The sequence below is a fragment of the Algoriphagus sanaruensis genome, assembly GCF_001593605.1.
Taxonomy (GTDB): domain Bacteria; phylum Bacteroidota; class Bacteroidia; order Cytophagales; family Cyclobacteriaceae; genus Algoriphagus; species Algoriphagus sanaruensis.
Window position 1 is genome coordinate 1,741,813 of the sequence record NZ_CP012836.1, and the last position, 15,138, is coordinate 1,756,950.

Genomic DNA, 15,138 nt, shown 5'->3' on the forward strand with positions numbered 1-15,138 from the left:
AAATTTTCGCAGATTTTTTCTAAGTACTATTTCTACTTTTCAGACTTCTGAATTCAACTTTCTGACTTTCTGCCAACTGTGACTGACAACTGATCACTTCTTCTCTTGGCACAATTCCACCAGCACTCCATTCGTGCTTCTAGGGTGCAAAAATACCACTAATTTATTGTCAGCACCTTCTTTTGGGATTTCATTCAGAATTTCAAATCCCTCGTTTTTGAGTCTTGCCATTTCGGCGTGGATGTCTTCTACATCAAAAGCAATGTGATGGATTCCTTCCGACTTTTTCTCTAGATATTTAGCAATTGGGCTATCAGGGCGGGTGGCTTGGAGTAATTCTACCTTGGTTTCTCCAACTTGAAAAAAGCTCGTTTCGACCCCTTCACTGCTTACTGTTTCTGTTTTATAATGTTCTTTTCCAAGGAGTTTTCGAAACAGCTCATTCGATTTTTCTAGGTCTTGGACTGCTATTCCGATATGTTCGATTTTCCTCATGCAGTTATTTTCTATCTTTGGGTTTGAATCTTTTTCAAAAGGGAGGTGTTTTCCTCTCATTCGAAAGCATTATCCAAAAGTAAAGGTATAAAGATATGATCACCGTTTCTGACAAAGCCAAAGAGAGAATTCTCGAATTAAAAAAAGAGGAAGGTCGGGCTGACAATGAAAACATCCGTGTTTCCGTGAAGGGAGGAGGCTGCTCTGGTTTGATGTATGATCTGGGATTTGATGCCAATGTGGTAGAGACAGATCATGTATTTGAAGATAAGGGCGTCAAAATTTTAGTGGATCGCAAAAGTTTACTTTACCTTGCTGGCACGACCTTGGAATTTTCCGATGGGTTGAACGGCAAAGGGTTTCAATTTATTAATCCCAATGCCAGTCGAACCTGTGGATGTGGGGAAAGTTTCTCAGTATAATTTATTCCAGTTTACAAACTCTAATTAAAGCAGCTCATAAGGCTGCTTTTTTTTGTGGATGTTTGGGGATAAAATGAGCTTTTTACGCTCCTAAATCCCCTTCAATCCTTACCTTTGCCCACGTTAAAAAATGACCCAAATATGGAAAACGTCGTCAAAAATATCCCTTTAAATGACCTTCATGTTGCCCTTGGTGGCAAAATGGTTCCTTTCGCAGGTTTTAATATGCCTGTTCGATACAGTTCGGATAACGAAGAGCATCTTTGCGTGCGAAATGGAGTTGGAGTTTTTGATGTATCCCACATGGGTGAGTTTTTTGTGGAAGGCCCTCACGCCTTGGAATTAATCCAAAAAGTAACTTCAAATGATGCTTCTAAACTGGTTGTTGGTCAAGCGCAATATTCTTGCTTTCCCAACGAAACTGGTGGAATCGTTGATGACTTGATCGTATATAAGTTTTCGGAAGAAAAATACATGCTCGTTGTCAATGCTTCCAATATTGAAAAGGATTGGGCTTGGGTGAATAAGTTTAATACCATGGGAGCCCAGTTGACCAATGCATCAGAAGAATATTGCCTATTTGCAGTTCAAGGTCCTAAGGCTATTGAAGCTGTACAATCGTTGACTCCTGTCAATCTTTCGGAGGTGAAGTTTTACCATTTTACGGTAGGAGAATTTGCCGGTGTTTCGGATGTAATTATTTCTGGTACAGGTTATACCGGTGCGGGAGGATTTGAGATTTATGTTAAGAACGCCGATGCTGAGCATATCTGGAATTCGATTTTCGAAGCAGGGAAAGCTTTTGAAATCAAGCCAATCGGCTTAGGAGCAAGAGATACTTTGAGATTGGAAATGGGGTATTGTCTGTACGGAAATGATATTTCTGATACTACTTCTCCAATCGAAGCAGGATTAGGTTGGATTACCAAATTCACCAAAGATTTCACGAATTCTGAAGCCTTGAAAAAGCAAAAAGAAGAAGGTGTTTCTAGAAAACTAGTTGGATTTATCATGCAGGAAAGAGGAATTCCAAGAGGACATTACCCAATTGTGGATGCTTCCGGTGAAGTGATTGGAGAAGTGACCTCCGGAACTCAATCTCCAAGCATGTCAGTTGGGATTGGTATGGGCTATGTAAACACAGAATTCAGCAAGCCAGGAACCGAAATTTTTATTCAAATCAGAACAAAAAATCTGAGAGCTCAAGTAGAGAAACTTCCCTTGCTCAAAGGCTAATGAAATCAGTTGAAGTTTGTTTTAGTCCTGATCTGATTCATTTTCATGAATTAGAAGGCAAGGCAGTAGTTGTAGTGGATATTTTCAGAGCCACATCAACGATGGTGGCAGCTCTGGCCAATGGAGTGGTTTCTATCCTGCCTTTTGCAGATTTGGAGGCTTGCAAAGCTAAGCAAGCCGAAGGGTTCTTGATTGCAGGAGAGCGGAATGGACTAACCGCTCCAGGTTTTGAGATGGGTAATTCCCCAGTGGCATATTTGGAGGGAGATTATACCGGAAGAAAACTTGCGATGACCACCACGAATGGAACTCAAGCTTTAGAAAAATCCAAAGGAGCTGCTGAAATATTAATTGGTGCATTTCCAAACCTCCAAGCCACTGTTTCCTATCTTCAAAAGCTGGATTTGGATGTATTGGTCCATTGCGCGGGATGGAAGGGACGATTTAATTTAGAAGATTCGCTTTACGCTGGAGCTCTGGTCAAATCCTTAGAATCCACCCATCTTGCTGATGAGGATGGAGCCCTCGCGATGAAGTCTCTCTTTGAACGAGAAGGTCACCAACTGAAGAAATACCTTAGTAAGGCTTCGCATGCCAAACGTCTTCAGAATCATGGGATAGAATCGGATATAGATTTTTGCCTGACTCTGGATGTTTGCGATCTGGTGATCCGATTGGATGAGGAAGGGTTTTTAGTGCCTGCTTAAAGGTTAAAAGGCTGGGAATTCTTGCTGTAGCCCTTTAAATACGTCGATCATTTCCCAGCTAGGTTTGTAAAATTCTCGTGTTAATCTTCCAGATACATTTCCAGTTTGAATGTATTGTAAAGCTGCATTCAATCTTAAATCTGCCGGATTCCCCCACGGAATATTCGGAGAATCTCCTACCGTGTAGTTTGCTGGGAAACCTTCAAAGTATTCCGCCTTTCCTTGGGAATTTGCCGTTGCAAAAGTGATCGGTACAAGCTCGACATTATTGTCCGAAAGGATGGTGTTGTATCTCGAAAGTGGAAATGATCCCACTGGTTTACCATAGGTATTATCGCCAATCAACACTACCTCCATATAAGGCGATAGACTATTGATGATCAATTCTGAAGCTGAAGCTGATCCGCGTGAGGTTATAAATACAATTCGATTCAGGCTGATACTTCCGATTTTGGAGAAGTTTTTGAAAGAATTGAGACTGGTTTTGACCGAATTCAGCTTGTTCGTATACATCAATTTATTGGAGTTGGCAGGCTGAATCAGGTAATTCATGATTTGCTCCGCCACAGCCACTGAGCCGCCACCATTATATCTTAAGTCGATGATGAGTTCGTCGATTCCTTGTGCTTGAAAAAATTCCATTGAGCTTTGAACTTCAGCGCTTCGAGTAGGAGTCAAACCCGCCGTTGCTTTGAAAGATTGATAGGCCCAATACCCTACTTTTTTACCTTCTAGATTGATCACTCGTCGATCTAATACAGAATTAGATTGATATTCCGCTTTAACATTACTACGAGTAGTGGTGCTTCCATCGGGAAGTCGGAAGGTAAATGTATTCGTGATTCCTGGATCAGATGGGCCTAATTTAAAATCATAGCCTCCTGTGGAAGTTTTGTAACTAGAAACGGGCTGCCCGTTGATTTCTACGATCTCCCAACCTCTTTGCCATCCATCTTTTCCAGCAGGTGATTCGCTAAATACGAAGGAAATGTAAAGTTTTTCGTCAGCGGAAAATGCAAAACCAAATCCATGGCCAGCATTTCTTCCGACAAAAGCATTATTGAAAGCTTCCTGTGTGGTCAGGTAAGAAAATCGATCAAGTGGTTTGTAAATGATGGAATTAAGAAATTCCTCATTTGAAGATGCGGATTGGTAATCTGGAGCTGAAGGGAGTTCTTCAGTCCAGAAATACCATTCTTGCATAGATTCATAAATGGCTTTTTTGACTTTGTCTTCTGCCCCGATGGGGCTTGGAGTTTCAGTGGGATCACATGCTGCCAATCCCAAACAAGCCCAAATAATCAACCATTTAATCCGCTTCATATTTCGTTTTTTTGGTAGAAACGATGGAATTACCTAGTAAGGTTTAGATCGCGATGTCATAGACCTTTACCGTTTTCCACATGTGTGAGTATTTTTCAATAAACTCTAAATGTAGAGGGTCGGTTTGGTAGGCGGCCTGAGCTTCTAAGGAATCAAAAAAAAGAGTGCAAGAAACATGAAAGCTATGATCTACGACCTCTCGTTTTTCGGTTGGTGCAGGGGTTCCTAAAATAAACTGAGCGACATCTGCACAACGTCCTAACATCGGAGCTGCGTCGGTCAGAAATTCTTTTAAATCAGACTCTTTATGAAGCCAGAAAAATACTTGATGAATGAGTTTTTGTGCCATAGGTTTAGAATAAGTTAGGTTAATGGGAAGAATTGAGCTTGCACTTATTGCAGTGATTGTTTTTAATGCTTTCCTTCGGGAATTCATATTAATTATTGAAATACTGACAAGTTGAGGTATCTTTCGTGGATAAGGCTTTAAAGATAAACATATAAATTGCTTGACGATAACCGGTCATGGACTTGATAGAAATGATTTTTAACCTTGTTCAATTCAGTAGCAAATGAACTATCGAAAATTAGGAAAAACGGGTTGGGAAGTATCTGAAATCAGTTTGGGAACTTGGCAAGTTGGAGGTGGCTGGGGCCAGGCTTTTGATCTGAAAAAGGCAGAAGAAATTCTGCACACAGCATTTGACCAAGGTGTCAATTTTGTGGATACCGCTGATGTCTATGATGGGGGACTGAGTGAAGCGGCTGTAGGAAAAGTTGTGAGGGAGCGCTCTGAAAAAATCTATGTGGCAACAAAATGTGGTAGAAGAATTCAGCCTCATGTAAATGAGGGATACACTCCATCAAGATTGCGAAAATATGTGGAGGATAGCCTGAGAAATACAGGACTTGAACAAATCGATTTGATCCAACTCCACTGTCCTCCGGGTGAAGTGTACCATCGGGATGAGATTTTTGGACTTTTTGAGGACTTGAAAGCAGAGGGCAAAATCGCCGAAATGGGAGTCAGTGTGGAGCGGATCAATGAAGCAATGACTGCCATGAAACATGAGATTGTTTCGACGATTCAAATCATTTTCAATCTATTTAGACAGCGACCAGCTGAGTTACTTTTCAGCCATGCCGAAGTCAATCAAATAGGACTTATCATTCGTGTTCCTCTAGCTAGTGGATTGCTGAGTGGTAAGATTACACCTCAAACAACTTTTGCCAAAGATGATCATCGCCATTTCAACAGGGAGGGAAAAGCTTTTGATAAGGGAGAAACTTTTTCTGGAGTTCCTTTAGAAAAGGCCTTTCCTGCCATTAAAGAATTGAAAAAAATAGTTGGAGAGCCTCTTTCTGGATTTGCCTTGAAATGGATTTTGATGTTCAATCAAGTGGGGACGGTCATCCCGGGAGCATCCTCAATCTCACAAGTTTTACAAAATATTGAGGCGGCCAAGTTGCCTGACTTAAGCTCGGATCAGATGAAGGAATTAGAGCTTCTCTATAAAGAATATATAAAGTCAGAGGTTCATCACCTTTGGTAAAAAAAAGAGGGCGGTTATTTCTAATCGCCCTCTTTGGTATCCAACTATTGAAATTAATCCTCTTTTTTGGCCATTCTGGCTCTTTCGTTCTCATCCAAGTAAATTTTTCTCATTCGGATGGACTTAGGAGTGATTTCAAGGTATTCATCTTTCTGGATGTATTCCATGGATTCTTCCAAAGAGAATCGCTTTGGAGGTGCGATTCTAACGTTGTCGTCAGAACCCGAAGCACGCATATTGGTTAGCTTCTTACCTTTTTGTACGTTGACTACGATGTCATTATCTCGGGAATGCTCACCGATTACCTGTCCTGTGTATAGATCATCCCCTGGCTCGATGAAGAAAACTCCTCGATCCTGAAGTTTGTCAATCGCATAGGCTGTACAAGGACCGCCTTCCATGGAAATCAAAGAACCATTGATTCGTCCTGGGATTGGGCCTTTGAAAGGTTCATAAGACGTAAATCGGTGATTCATGATTGCTTCACCTTGAGTCGCTGTAAGGACGTTGTTTCTCAATCCGATCAAACCTCTGGAAGGAATCTTGAACTCCAAGTGCTGAAGATCTCCCTTAGGTTCCATGATCAACAATTCACCTTTACGCTGAGTCGCTAATTCGATTACCTTTCCTGCAGTTTCCTGCGGAACATCTACCACAAGGGTTTCAATTGGTTCACATTTTACTCCGTCGATTTCCTTGAAAATCACTTGAGGTTGACCCACTTGAAGTTCGTAGCCTTCTCTTCTCATGGTCTCAATCAAAACTGACAAGTGAAGAATGCCTCGTCCATAGACCAGGAATCGATCTTCTGAATCGGTAGGCTCCACTCGTAGCGCCAAGTTTTTCTCGGTTTCTTTCATCAAACGATCTCTCAAGTGACGTGAAGTCACAAATTTCCCTTCTTTTCCAAAGAATGGAGAGTTATTGATCGTGAAGAGCATATTCATGGTAGGCTCATCGATGGCAATACGTGGAAGCGGTTCTGGGTTTTCTACGTCAGCAATCGTATCTCCGATTTCAAAATCTTCAATTCCATTCACTGCACAAATGTCACCTGCGCTAACTGTTTGAACTTTATTTTTTCCAAGACCTTCGAAGGTGTGCAATTCTTTTACACGCATCTTTTTAATGGATCCGTCTGCTTTGCAAAGGGCGATCTGCTGGTTTTCAGAGATGGTACCTCTTGCAACACGTCCGATTGCAATTCGGCCAACAAAGTTGGAATAATCCAAAGAGGTGATTTGCATCTGAAGGGAGCCTTCAGAAATTTTTGGAGCTGGGATATAGTCTAGGATAGCGTCCAAAAGAGGAAGAATAGAGTCAGTAGGATTTTTCCAGTCAGGACCCATCCAATTTTGCTTGGCAGAACCATACAGGGTTTGAAACTCTAATTGCTCTTCAGTAGCATCAAGATTGAACATGAGCTCGAATACAGCTTCGTGAACCTCGTCCGGACGACAGTTTTCTTTATCTACTTTATTTACTACTACGATTGGAGTCAAACCAAGCGAAAGTGCCTTGCTTAATACAAATCGAGTTTGAGGCATTGGTCCTTCAAAGGCATCTACCAATAGAATAACCCCATCAGCCATCTTCAACACTCGTTCTACCTCGCCTCCAAAGTCTGCGTGACCTGGAGTATCAATGATGTTGATTTTATGGTCTTTGTAGCGTACGGATACGTTTTTAGAAAGAATGGTGATTCCGCGTTCACGTTCTAGGTCGTTGTTGTCGAGGATCAGGTCTTCGAATTGCTGATTTTCTCTGAAGATTTTTGAAGCGTGGATGATTTTATCCACAAGGGTTGTTTTACCGTGGTCAACGTGTGCGATGATCGCGATATTCCGAATATTCTGCATGGTTTGCCTAATTGAAGGCGCAAAAGTAAGAATTTAATTTGGGAGTAAGGTTATCGCCCTGTGAAGTTTCTGAATTTGTAATTCCTCCAGATTAAGGTACTTATCTGAATTTGGTTATAATTTAGTTTCCAAAAAAGATGTTTTTTTAGAAACTAAATCCCTTCGTTCATGACTCGAGTATTTCGATTACTTCCTGTTCTGTTTTTTTTAGCAATGATTCTCTCTTTGTGGAGCTTTGGAATTCAGAATTCTGGTATGGCTGTCATCGGGTTTTTGTTTGCGTTGGGATTAGGGTTTCGAACCAATAATTTTTATAAGGCCTTCAGTTTTCCAGTTTATATTCTAGGAATAGTTTCTCTTGGAATGTATTTCCCCCAGTTTTTTCAAGAAATAAACGGGTTTAGGCTCACGGGATTAATCAATCCCTTGATCCAGGTAATCATGTTTGGAATGGGGGCAACTTTAAGTTGGAGTGATTTTGCAGCAGTGGCAAAGAGTCCAAAAGCAGTTGGATTGGGAATTCTTGCTCAATTTATGGTCATGCCTTTGGTTGGATTTGGACTAGCTACACTTAGTGGGCTTAATCCTGAGGTAGCTGCTGGGATTATTCTTGTAGGAAGTGCTCCCGGAGGAACGGCATCTAATGTGATGGCTTTTTTGGCCAAGGCAAATGTCGCGCTTTCAGTGACGTTGACTTCGATTTCCACACTACTCGCTCCGTTGATGATGCCCATTTTGATGAAAGTCTTAGCAGGTCAATTCATTGAAATCGATGTGTTGAAAATGATGTGGGACATTTTCAAAATTATCCTGTTACCAGTTGGATCAGGTTTGCTGGTTAATCAAATTTGGAAAGGAAAATCTTCTATAATAGAACGCATTTTGCCTATTATTTCAATGATTGGAATCGCCTTGATTATTTTGGTTATTACAGCGGCGGGCAGAGATGGGTTACTTCAAATTGGACCTCTCCTCATCCTTTTGGTTCTTATTCATAATCTTTTTGGATATGGAATAGGCTATGGTTTTTCGCGGTTAATCGGAATGAGTGAAAAGGATTCACGGACTTTAGCCATAGAAGTGGGGATGCAAAACGCTGGCTTGGCAAGTGGACTTTCTGCCATTCTAGGGAAAATTGGAACAGTAGGCCTCGCTCCGGCGGTATTTGGTCCTATGCAAAACGTGACTGGTTCAGTTTTAGCCACTTTTTGGAGTAGAAAAGGATTGAAGAAAAAATAGTTTGATTCGGGGATAATTTTTTCTTTCAAATTTAGTTATAAGCTAAAATAGCCTTGAAATGAAAATCGTCCCTTTACTTTTATTTAGTGTTCTTCTAGTCACCAACGCCCTAGCTCAGGTACAAACTAATGCATCTAAAAAGGCAGGGAAAATAGTGAAAGCAGAGAATTACCTGTCCCTAAGCAATGAAAATGGATATTATGTTTTGCCTCATTTTGGGATGAGGTATGGTTCCTATTCGGATGGAAGTGGGATTCAAGATTTAAGTTTATATTATGGACTTGGATTAGGTTTTCGAAGGCAAAATTTGTCCTTAGAATCAGGATTGTCTTTCTTTCATCATGATTCTAGTCCAACCTATGCTCAAGGTTCCGATCGGATTTTAGAACTCAATGGTACGGGTGCGCCGTATGTGATTTTACCCTTTACTTTCCGATATGATATTCCAACGGGGAAAAAGCAATCCCTAAGAATTGGTGCTTTTTTAAATACCAACCTTGGAATTTTTGGGTTCGAGGAAGAGGTAGTTCGTCGATCGGGTCAAATTCAAACTCAGGGAGGGGAAAGGCTGAATTATTCACTTGATCTTGTGAGTAAAAACCCCGTTTTCTTTAAAACAGGCATACATTCCCGAATTCGAGTATTTAATTCTGGATTTTTAAATCTCGAGCTTGGTCAATTTTTTACCTTGAGCCCAAATCGACAATATGAATTTACATTGGCGAACAACTCCCCTGTACGATTAGCTAGAAGTTGGGAAGGGATTTCTTGGTTAATTGGGGGAATTCTTCCATTAAATGTTTTTGAGAAAAAGCTCAATAAGAAAATTTAATAGGGATTGGCTTCAAAAGAAAGGTTTAAAAATCTCCGCCCAAATTACATAGCCATCTTGATTTAAGTGAAGTTGATCTTTAATATAAAGTTCTGGTCTTGGGCTTCCGTCAGGGTTGGTCAATGCGTTCCAAGTATCCACAAATTGGATATTTTCTTTGGCTTGGCAGTATTCGCTTAGCAGTTGGTTAAAAATCAAATAGTTGGATTTTTTCTCCCAACGAGAAGGACTTGGCTTTGCTCCAATCAAATAGATCTTAGTATCAGGATTGATTAAATGGATTCGAGTTACAATTCGGTCAAGGCTCGAGAGAATCTCCGAAGCGGGGATATCAGCCCAAAGGTCGTTGTCTCCTTCATAAATGAATACTCGAGCCGGTTCATATTTGATCACCAAAGGGAATAAGTGTCGCTCCAAGTCAGAGGCTTTAGAACCCCCAAATCCAGTATTGATTAGGTTTTCACTTGGAAAATTTCCATCTAAATTCTTCCACATGCGAATGGTTGAGCTACCTGTGAAAACGGTAGAACGAGGCTTCCATCCCAAACTATCCCAAGTCGACGAGATTTTACGCACTTCTTGTTCAAAAGGAATTTCTTGACCGAATGAAAGGTGATTCAAGAAAGTAAATAACAGAAGCAGGAGCGAATAATATCTTTTCATAATCTCAAACATAAACCAAAATTTCCCTGAACCAAAACCGTTCATCCCCTGCTCATTTTCGGACATTCCGAGCATTTTTGAAAGTTGTCCATTACTTGCTAAGAAGCGATCAAAATCTTCTTTCTGCCCCAAAAACAATCCTTTTCATCACAAAATCATCTACTCTCTAACCTCCTTGATTTCTTTGGTCGTGTTTTAGCGTTATACTTTTTTAACCCTACCAAATTTCCCTGATATGAATTCAATCTCCCGGTTTTTCTGGTTTTGCAGCGGTGCAAATTTCGCCATCTTGAAGCGGACGCCTACTGAATCAAATAAGTATGTGGGAATCGGAGCCACGGTCTTTTTCACAGGGGTATTGGCAGCACTAGCCGCAGGATATGCCTTGTTCACCGTGTTTCAAAATTTGATTCCTGCGATATTTTTCGGACTCCTTTGGGGTATGATGATTTTTAACCTAGATCGCTTTATTGTATCGAGTATGCGAAAGAAGGAAAACGCTTGGGCAGAGTGGAAGTTGGCCATTCCTCGATTGATATTGGCAGTTTTGCTCGCTTTGGTAATCTCCAAGCCTTTGGAATTGAAAATGTTTGAGCGGGAGATCAATCGGAAATTGGATGAAAAAAAGACTGAGTTTATCGCTCAATCCAAAGCTAACCTTGCAAAGGGATTTCCAGAGATCCAAGAATTAGAAGGTAAAATCGATACCCTTAAAGCGGAGGTTTCCCGAGCTGAGACTTTCAGGAATCAACTCCAAAAAGAATATGATGCTGAGCGATTTGGGGAGAAAACAGCAGGAACTAGCGGGATTGTCGGTCTCGGTACCAATGCAAAGAAGAAAGAACAGCAATTGGATGCTGCTCAGCTTGCATTGGAGAATCTGCGAAAACAAAACCAAGTTCGGATCGATACTTTGGAAGCTCAAATCCGGGAGTTTATGGCTTTACGTCAAGTCGAATTTGAGAAGCAGCAGCCTGGGATTGAGGGGTTTGATGGCTTGGCTGCCCGAATGGATGCCCTTTCGGCGCTAACTTCCGAAAGCTCCGCCATGGCAATGGCCAATGTATTTATCATGTTGCTTTTTATTGCCATTGAGACAGCTCCAATTTTTGTCAAGTTGATCTCCAGTCGGGGACCTTACGATGAACTCTTGGAACTGCACGAAGAGAAAGTGAAGCTTTTCAAGGGTGAAAAATGGATGATTGCCAAAGGGGAATCAGAAGCTCGGGTGGGATATTTTCAGGATACTCACTTTTATGCCACCGATTTAAAGAAGGAAAAAACAAATCGAAAAAACCGAGCCGAAGCCGATCGGGAACTGGCCAAGTGGGAATGAGAAAGGAAAGAAATCAGGGAGTTGTTTTGATTTACGTATGAATTTATTTTTCTTTACGGTGTACTTAAAAATCAACGAGTTATGGACACCAAAATCACATTGTCTTTCAATAAAGACATCATTGACCGAGCCAAGGATTTTGCCGACCAAAATAACATTAGTCTTTCTCGGTTGACGGAGTTTCTCTATGCGCAGATGACTTCCAAGACTTACAAGTCTTTGGAGGAGCTTCCGATTTCCGATTGGGTGAATATGGTGTCTGATGGTGAGGTAGAATATAAGCGCATGCCTTCCAGTCGCAAGGCCATGAAGGATGAGTTCTTCGAAGGCAAAAAATGAGGGTATTTCTGGATGCAAACGTGCTGGTGTCCGTGTTGAATAAGGAATACCCACTTTTTCCGCATTCTGCTCGGATTTTAAGTTTGGCGGATCAGCGGCGATTCCAACTCTACACCACTCCGATATGCTTGGCTATTGCTTTTTATTTTGCGGAGAAAAAATGCGGAACCGCTCAAGCCAAGCAAAAAATGCAGATCCTTTCTTCCAAAATTCACATTGCCTCTGTGGATTCACAAACTGTCTTAGGTGCTATTTCTAATCCAAGCGTCTTAGATTTTGAGGACGGTTTGGAGTACTATTCAGCCATGCAGCATGACTGTAATGCCATCATCACCGAAGATTCTGAGGGTTTTTATTTTTCTGAAATCCCGGTGTATGACTGTCGTAAGTTTCTAGAAGAGGTGGTTTTTTGAATGTGTAACCCTCCAAGGGTTCAAAACCCCGGGAGGGTTTTATTTGCAACCTGATCCAATTGATCCATCGTTCGGCTCACCGATTTCCATTCAGCAAAAGCTATGATCTTAATTAGAATTCTCAAGAATTTTCCAGGATTGATCAGTTTTTTGGCTAAGGCAGAAATGTTTTTGTCTCGATCTTCTATCTGAAAGGCTTTGTTGGGATGGGCATGGTATTCTCCGGCATATTTCCATGCGCCATCCCTGGCGATTTGTATGGAGAAATTGAGGAGCATTTCGTCTTTTCCTTTTGCCAGAGGGATAAGCCAGCCAAAAATTGGAGAGACGATGCTGATATTGGCTTTGACTCCATCTACTAATTCGGCAAGGACTGAATTGATTTTATCGAAATCTCCTTTGATTTCCTGAAGCTCTTTTCCATCCATCGTTTCTGAGGCAGCAATTCCAAGATCCAAATTGATGTGGGCATTGATTCCGAGAAAAAGGTGTTGCAGAATAAGGTGGTTCGAATTTTTACTTGCTTCAAATGCTAATCTCCAGCTTTCAGTAGTTTTTTGGCCTGAAATCCAGCGCTCGTAGGCATCAATAAATCGCTTGGCAAAGAGGATGTCCAACTTTTCCATTCTTGGATTGTCCTCAAATTCTCCGGCCAAAATCCCGTCTCTAACTCGCCTTGTGACCTGGCGATAAAGTATGGCGAAATACCCTATACGGCTTTCCTGTTTCTGACATGCCGAAACAATTTGATCCATTCGGATCAAAACTTCCTCAATTGAATTCATCAAAAATTAAGTAAAAAACTGTTCTAAGATATCCCCGACATAAAAGGCCACTACTGCGGCTAATACACCCAAAGCCACTGTTTCGGTGATGGACCGAGCGGCAGATGTTTGATTCACAATGCTTTTAAGCCAGCCAACAATGAGAAAGGCCAATGTGGTCAAGATACTAGTCCATAAAAAGGTGTTTATTTGGATTGGGAAGAAAAAATCCCAGAGGTAAACCATTAAAGGGATAAATCCAACCAATAGAAAGGAAATGAAGGTGGCCAAGCCGATTTTAAAAGGACTTTTGCTGTCCCGCATCATTCCTAGTTCGTCCTTCATCATTTCAGCTACCCAAAGGTCTTTGTCCGAGCAAATGTGATCGACAATTTTATCCAAAAGCTCACCTTTAAAGCCTTTCTCCCGATAGATGTCGGCGATTTCCTCACGTTCGATTTCGGGTAGATTTTCGATTTCCCAATATTCGATCTTTTCGTGTTTGTCAAAATTGTCTCGCTCGCTTTTTGCGGAAAGGTAAGCCCCAACCGACATGGAAAAACCATCTGCCAACAAATTGGCAAAACCAAGTATGATCAAGATGCCTGGGTCGAGGTTTGCTCCATATCCACCTGCCACGACAGCAAAGGTGGTGACGGCGCCATCGATGCCGCCATATACAAATTCTCTCAGGTATTCTTGTAGTTTCCCAAATCGGGTGTTTTCTAAATGGATATCGGATTCCATACGATTAGTTTAGATTTTTGAGAAAAAAGTTCTTGACATTTTCGCCCATGACGGCTCTAATTTCATCTTCGGTAAAGCCTGCTTGCATCAGTCCTTCTACAATGAGCGGAAGTCCGGTAATGTCGAAAGGAACTGCGACCGATCCATCGTAGTCTGATCCCAATGCGATATATTCAATTCCTACCAAATCACGGACATGTTTGATCGAAGCAATGATATTGGGGAGCTCTGGTTCACCCACCGCCATATCAAAAAATGCAATTCCGATAATTCCCCCATTAGCCGCAATTCGTTGAATTTGTTCGTCGCTTAGGTTTCGTTGAGAATCCAAAACAGCCCTAACGCCTGTATGCGAAACCATTGCCGGTTTGGAAGTAAGGTTGAGCACATCTTCTACAATGGCAGGAGAGGAGTGGGCTAGATCAATAAAAATCCCCATTTCATTCATCTTTCTCACGGCTTCTTTTCCAAATTCCGAAAGTCCCGCTCCATTTTCACCATGTGCTGAGCCTCCAAATTCATTGTCAAAAAAATGAGTAGGTCCAATCATTCTAATTCCGGCTTCATAGACTTTTTCGAGATTTTCTAAATTTCCTTCTAGCGCATGTCCTCCTTCGATTCCCAACATAGCGCCGATCACCTTTGGATTTGTTTTCCTTTCCGCTAAGAGTCGTTCTAGATCTGCTTTGGTCTTGATGAAAATCGCATTTCCCTGCTCTTTTTCTACATATTGTGCTAAGGCTTCACCTTGACTAAGGGTTCGATTGATCAAGCTAAACCAGTTCCATGGGCTTTCTCCTTTAGCAATAGTCAAGGGGGTGATATTGTCAAAAGCATCCTCACTATTGCTTTTCATATTCTGCCCAGCCGGTGATTTAGAAACAATGGTGAACATTTCGAGGGAGACATTAGCTTCTCGCATTCGAGGGAAATCTACATGGCCTCTATCCCCTCGTTCATTCAAACTTCTTCCCCATAGAAGCGCATCGCAATGTAAGTCAGAGATAAAATCCAAGCGATTATATAAGGCTTGGGCTTCTGCTGAGACAGTATAAGGTGCAGGAGTTTTGACTGGATTGCGCTCAGACTCGATGTATTGAGGAACCGTATTGATCCCGATTAAATACAAAATGAAAAGCACTACCAAGGCCACTATAATTTTTTTCATAAGCTGGGGAATTGCTTATGAATATAGGAAAATTGAAACGAA

17 protein-coding genes are annotated in these 15,138 nt (G+C 41.4%); 9 read left to right on the plus strand and 8 right to left on the minus strand.

The genetic code is table 11. The annotated features are described in order from the left end of the window. Positions 1-93 precede the first annotated feature (93 nt). Entirely contained in the window at positions 94-495 is a 402-nt protein-coding gene (gene mce / locus AO498_RS07755; protein WP_067550345.1) for a methylmalonyl-CoA epimerase, read from the minus strand. 95 nt (positions 496-590) lie between these two features. Here mce and AO498_RS07760 point away from each other — a divergent pair, with 95 nt between their 5' ends. The 3 genes from AO498_RS07760 to AO498_RS07770 all read left to right on the plus strand — a co-directional run bounded on the left by AO498_RS07760 (position 591) and on the right by AO498_RS07770 (position 2,860). After that, positions 591-917 carry a HesB/IscA family protein gene (locus tag AO498_RS07760; protein WP_067545589.1) on the plus strand — a complete coding sequence of 109 codons (327 nt, stop codon included), beginning with the start codon at positions 591-593 and terminating at the stop codon, positions 915-917. Between the two features lie 141 nt (positions 918-1,058). Further along, entirely contained in the window at positions 1,059-2,153 is a 1,095-nt protein-coding gene (gene gcvT / locus AO498_RS07765; RefSeq protein ID WP_067545592.1) for a glycine cleavage system aminomethyltransferase GcvT, read from the plus strand. Further along, a complete protein-coding gene (locus AO498_RS07770; RefSeq protein ID WP_067545595.1) occupies positions 2,153-2,860 on the plus strand; it encodes a 2-phosphosulfolactate phosphatase in 708 nt (235 codons plus the stop codon). Before gcvT ends, AO498_RS07770 begins: the two co-directional genes overlap by 1 nt. 3 nt (positions 2,861-2,863) lie before the next feature. Here AO498_RS07770 and AO498_RS07775 read toward each other — a convergent pair whose 3' ends face one another. Both AO498_RS07775 and AO498_RS07780 read right to left on the minus strand, forming a co-directional pair. After that, positions 2,864-4,183: a S41 family peptidase gene (locus AO498_RS07775; RefSeq protein WP_067545598.1), complete on the minus strand. Its 1,320-nt coding sequence runs from the start codon at positions 4,181-4,183 to the stop codon at positions 2,864-2,866. 43 nt (positions 4,184-4,226) lie between these two features. Next, positions 4,227-4,532, minus strand: a complete 306-nt coding sequence (locus AO498_RS07780) for a Dabb family protein (protein ID WP_236778652.1) — start codon at positions 4,530-4,532, stop codon at positions 4,227-4,229. A gap of 223 nt (positions 4,533-4,755) precedes the next feature. Here AO498_RS07780 and AO498_RS07785 point away from each other — a divergent pair, with 223 nt between their 5' ends. Then, positions 4,756-5,736, plus strand: a complete 981-nt coding sequence (locus tag AO498_RS07785; protein ID WP_067545603.1) for an aldo/keto reductase — start codon at positions 4,756-4,758, stop codon at positions 5,734-5,736. A 53-nt stretch (positions 5,737-5,789) separates the two neighbouring features. On the opposite strand, the gene typA is transcribed toward AO498_RS07785, so the two are convergent. Beyond that, positions 5,790-7,595: a translational GTPase TypA gene (gene typA / locus AO498_RS07790; RefSeq protein WP_067545606.1), complete on the minus strand. Its 1,806-nt coding sequence runs from the start codon at positions 7,593-7,595 to the stop codon at positions 5,790-5,792. Positions 7,596-7,763: 168 nt separating this feature from the next. Between typA and AO498_RS07795 the strand changes: the two genes are divergently transcribed. Together AO498_RS07795 and AO498_RS07800 are read left to right on the plus strand one after the other, a co-directional pair. After that, positions 7,764-8,834 (plus strand): bile acid:sodium symporter family protein, encoded by a 1,071-nt coding sequence (locus AO498_RS07795; RefSeq protein WP_067545611.1) that lies wholly within the window; start codon positions 7,764-7,766, stop codon positions 8,832-8,834. Positions 8,835-8,892: 58 nt separating this feature from the next. After that, on the plus strand, positions 8,893-9,666 hold the full coding sequence (locus tag AO498_RS07800) for a hypothetical protein (protein ID WP_067545614.1): 774 nt from the start codon (positions 8,893-8,895) through the stop codon (positions 9,664-9,666). 12 nt (positions 9,667-9,678) lie between these two features. Here the strand turns inward: AO498_RS07800 and AO498_RS07805 are convergent, their stop codons facing one another. Further along, positions 9,679-10,404 carry a GDSL-type esterase/lipase family protein gene (locus tag AO498_RS07805; protein WP_148660201.1) on the minus strand — a complete coding sequence of 242 codons (726 nt, stop codon included), beginning with the start codon at positions 10,402-10,404 and terminating at the stop codon, positions 9,679-9,681. Between the two features lie 160 nt (positions 10,405-10,564). Between AO498_RS07805 and AO498_RS07810 the strand changes: the two genes are divergently transcribed. The 3 genes from AO498_RS07810 to AO498_RS07820 all read left to right on the plus strand — a co-directional run bounded on the left by AO498_RS07810 (position 10,565) and on the right by AO498_RS07820 (position 12,417). Beyond that, positions 10,565-11,665, plus strand: a complete 1,101-nt coding sequence (locus AO498_RS07810) for a DUF4407 domain-containing protein (protein ID WP_067545619.1) — start codon at positions 10,565-10,567, stop codon at positions 11,663-11,665. 81 nt (positions 11,666-11,746) lie between these two features. Continuing rightward, positions 11,747-12,004 (plus strand): DUF6364 family protein, encoded by a 258-nt coding sequence (locus AO498_RS07815; RefSeq protein WP_067545622.1) that lies wholly within the window; start codon positions 11,747-11,749, stop codon positions 12,002-12,004. Beyond that, complete coding sequence (locus AO498_RS07820) at positions 12,001-12,417, plus strand: type II toxin-antitoxin system VapC family toxin (RefSeq protein WP_067545646.1); 417 nt, start codon at positions 12,001-12,003, stop codon at positions 12,415-12,417. Before AO498_RS07815 ends, AO498_RS07820 begins: the two co-directional genes overlap by 4 nt. Before the next feature lie 20 nt (positions 12,418-12,437). Here AO498_RS07820 and AO498_RS07825 read toward each other — a convergent pair whose 3' ends face one another. The 3 genes from AO498_RS07825 to AO498_RS07835 are packed head-to-tail and all read right to left on the minus strand — an operon-like array spanning position 12,438 to position 15,096. Then, positions 12,438-13,202, minus strand: coding sequence for a DUF5995 family protein (locus AO498_RS07825; RefSeq protein WP_067545649.1), 765 nt, complete (start codon positions 13,200-13,202; stop codon positions 12,438-12,440). Positions 13,203-13,208: 6 nt separating this feature from the next. Continuing rightward, a complete protein-coding gene (locus tag AO498_RS07830) occupies positions 13,209-13,928 on the minus strand; it encodes a VIT1/CCC1 transporter family protein (protein ID WP_067545652.1) in 720 nt (239 codons plus the stop codon). A 4-nt stretch (positions 13,929-13,932) separates the two neighbouring features. After that, positions 13,933-15,096, minus strand: a complete 1,164-nt coding sequence (locus AO498_RS07835) for a dipeptidase (RefSeq protein WP_067545655.1) — start codon at positions 15,094-15,096, stop codon at positions 13,933-13,935. Positions 15,097-15,138: the final 42 nt, after the last annotated feature.